The sequence below is a fragment of the Halomonas sp. BM-2019 genome (genome assembly GCF_017584085.1).
Window position 1 is genome coordinate 3,781,769 of record NZ_CP071922.1, and the last position, 3,154, is coordinate 3,784,922.

The 3,154-nt window shown below is 67.4% G+C and carries 1 protein-coding gene and 1 pseudogene; both read right to left on the reverse strand.

Annotation, left to right across the window (positions count from 1 at the left end; translation table 11 throughout):
- Nucleotides 1-671: pseudogene (locus tag J5F18_RS18720) on the reverse strand (two-component sensor histidine kinase); the annotation flags it as partial.
- Between the two features lie 880 nt (nt 672-1,551).
- On the reverse strand, nt 1,552-2,877 hold the full coding sequence (gene argA / locus J5F18_RS18725) for an amino-acid N-acetyltransferase (RefSeq protein ID WP_346300032.1): 1,326 nt from the start codon (nt 2,875-2,877) through the stop codon (nt 1,552-1,554).
- Nucleotides 2,878-3,154 lie beyond the last annotated feature (277 nt).

Genomic DNA, 3,154 nt, shown 5'->3' on the forward strand with positions numbered 1-3,154 from the left:
CGGGTCGGCTCGGGACGCGTGCCGCTGCCGATGCCGAGGATGCGCCGCTCGAGCTGGCGCACCGGGCGGATGATCAGCCAGGAGAAGAGCAGCATCAGGGCGAGGCTCGCCGAGACCAGTGCCCCGGTCTGTACCCACAGCCGGGTCTGCACGGCCCCGGCGCGCTCGCGGATGGTCTCGATGCGACGGTCGATATGGCGGTTGGTGGCGCGGCGCATCGCTTCGGTGCGCTCGGCGAAGAGGGGGAAGACCCCCAGCCGCTCCTGGAAGGTCTCGACGGGTAGGTCGGGCAGCCCCTCCAGCACCCCCAGCAGCGACTCCAGCGCGGTGATATCGGGGTCGTCGGGCAGCAGCTCGCGCTGCTGGGCCAGCAGCAGGCGATACTCCTCGAGGCGCTCGGCGTAGATCTCGAGCAGGCTCTCCTGCTCCACCACCGCGTACTGGCGAGCGCTGCGCTCGATCTCCAGCGCCAGGGCACCCAGGGTACGGGCACGGCGGGTCTCCTCCACCGCCTGGCGGGCGCTGACATCGGCCAGCCGCGACAGCTCGGACAGCGCCTGGCCGGCCTGGAACATCAGCACGGCCAGCGGCAGCATGACGACGAGAAAGGCGAGCAGCACGAGTTGCAGCAGGGAGCGAGGGCGCCAGCGACGCGACACACGGGTGGTCATGGCCAACGTTCTTTGCAGGAGAGTGGGTGGCAGGGGAGCCGGTGAAGCCGCCATCGTAACGCCCTTTATGATACCAGATTCTGTGTTGCCAACCGATGCGGTCCCCGACCTGCACTCACTCGCCCAGCGCACGGGATAAAAAAAAGGCCGGCAGAGCCGGCCTGAATACGCAGGGAACTGAAGGGTCTGGAAAGTGTGCCAGTCGGCCGCCTGGTCGGTCCGCCTGCCGCGCTTTCCATGGGCCGAAGCCCCGAAGCCATGTCGAGCCATCTACCACCAGGGGCTGGCTCCCCATGCGGGCGGCGAACCACCCCGCTTCGTTCCTGGCACCACCGCCTCGGCCGGGCCGATGGCGATGCTGCGCGATTCGATCCCCCCGAGGGGGGAGAGGCATCCATGCCGGGGCATCCTTGCCCTGAGAGGTACACGTCCTTGACTGCGTCGGTACCCGTCTCATCGCAACCTAGAGTCACACATCGCTAGGAGCAGACGCTGATCGCCTCGGGGGCCGGGCGCACAGGGCAGTGATTGCCTGGCCCCTGGGGCGATCGAAAGCGGTTCGAGCCGTAGTGAACCGCTTCCGTTGCTCACCCAGAACATTGCCAAATGCGTGCCAAAAAACAATCATATACTTAAAAATCAGGTATTTAAAAAACCAAAACCCATGGCGGGATGGCCGTGGGGCGAGACTGAGGGGCTCGACGGGGAAAATGATGGCCATTTTCGTTGCCATTCGCCGACAGCTTTCCCTGATCAATTTTAATTTATTGAATAATCAGGCGCTTGCAGCGTAGCCATTTCAAGACAGCCGACTCCCTGGCGACGCGAGAAAGCGACAGCCCCCGCCGCGGCGAGGGCTGCAGGGAGCGCGCGTGGCGCCTCAGCGACGCCCGCCGGCCAGCGTCTTGACCAGGATCTTCGACTTGCGGGCGTGGTTGTAGGTGTCGCGCTTGAGCGGCGGCAGCACCTCGATGTCGGCCAAGCGAAAGCCGTGCTCGAAGAACCAGTGAGTGGTATGGGTGGTGAGGGCGAACAGCGAGGCGAGGCCAAGGCGCCGGGCGCGGCGCTCGAGTTCGGCCAGCAGCAGATCGCCGCGGCTGCCGCCGCGATAGTCCGCATGCACCGCCACGCAGGCCAGCTCGCCCATCTCGGCCTCGTCGAAGGTGTGCAGAGCGGCACAACCGATGATCATGCCGTCGCGGTCGATCACCAGGTAGTCGTCGATCTCGTGCTCGAGGCGCTCGCGGGAGCGTGGCACCAGCATGCCGCGCCGCTCCAGCGGCTCGAGCAGCTCGAGCAGGCCCCCGATATCGGCCAGTTCCGCCGGGCGCAGCTGCTCGTAGCGGTGCTGGGTGATCATGGTGCCCACCCCGTCGCGGGTGAACAGCTCGCCGAGCAGGGCATCGTGGTCGTGCCAGGAGAGCAGGTGGGTGCGGGCCACCCCGTGGCGGGCGGCCTGGCAGGCGGCCTCAAGGTGTCGGGCCAGCTCGCTGCCGGGCTCGGCCTGGCCGAGCAGCGGTTCCGCCTCGGCGGGCGTCAGCTGGCGCTGCATCTGGCCGCTCTGGTCGAACAGCCCGCTCGCCTCGCCGAGCAGGATCAGCTTGTCGGCACCCAGCGCCATGGCGGCATGCTGCGCCACGTCGGAAGCGTTGAGGTCGAAGACCTCGCCGGTGCTGGAGAAGCCCAGCGGCGGCAGCACCACCAGCGAGCCCCGCTCCAGCAAGCCCTGGATGGCCGAGGCGCGCACCCGCCGCACCTCGCCGCTGCGGTTGAAATCGACCCCCTCGCGCACGCCCAGCGGCTTGGCCATCACCAGGTTGCCGGAGACCGCGGTAAGCTCGACGCCGTGCATGGGGGTGTTGGGCAGCCCCAGCGAGAGCCGCGCCTCCAGCCACAGGCGCTGTTCGGCGGCGACCCGCTCGATGCAACCCATCACCGCCTCATCGGCGATCCAGCGCCCCAAATGCAGGTCCGGCGCGACGCCGACGGCATCCAGGGCCTGCTGCACCTGGGGGCGAATGCCGAACACCACCACCAGGCGCACGCCCAGGGTGTGCAGCAGCGCCAGGTCCTGGATCAGCTGTTCCCCTCGACCTCGCGCCATGGCCTCGCCTTCGATCAGGATGACGAAGGTGCACCCGCGATGGGCGTTGATATAGGGCGACGAGTTGCGGAACCAGTCGACGAAGGGGAAACGAGTGTCCAAGGCACCTCTCTCCGGCAGCGGATATCTGAGTGTTGAGCGGACGTTCGAGAATAGCAGAGCCGCGAAATCGACGGCACCACCGCCAGACACAGGAAGGCCCGCGGCATGGCGGGCCTTCGCTTGGCGCTCGGCGCTAGGCGCTCGGCGCTAGGCGCTAGGCGCTAGGCGCTAGGCGCTAGGCGCTGCAGCCTAGCCGAAGATGCCCTTGAACATGAAGAAGAACAGGATCGAGAGGCCGGCGCCCGCCGGCAGGGTGATCAGCCAGGACATCACGATG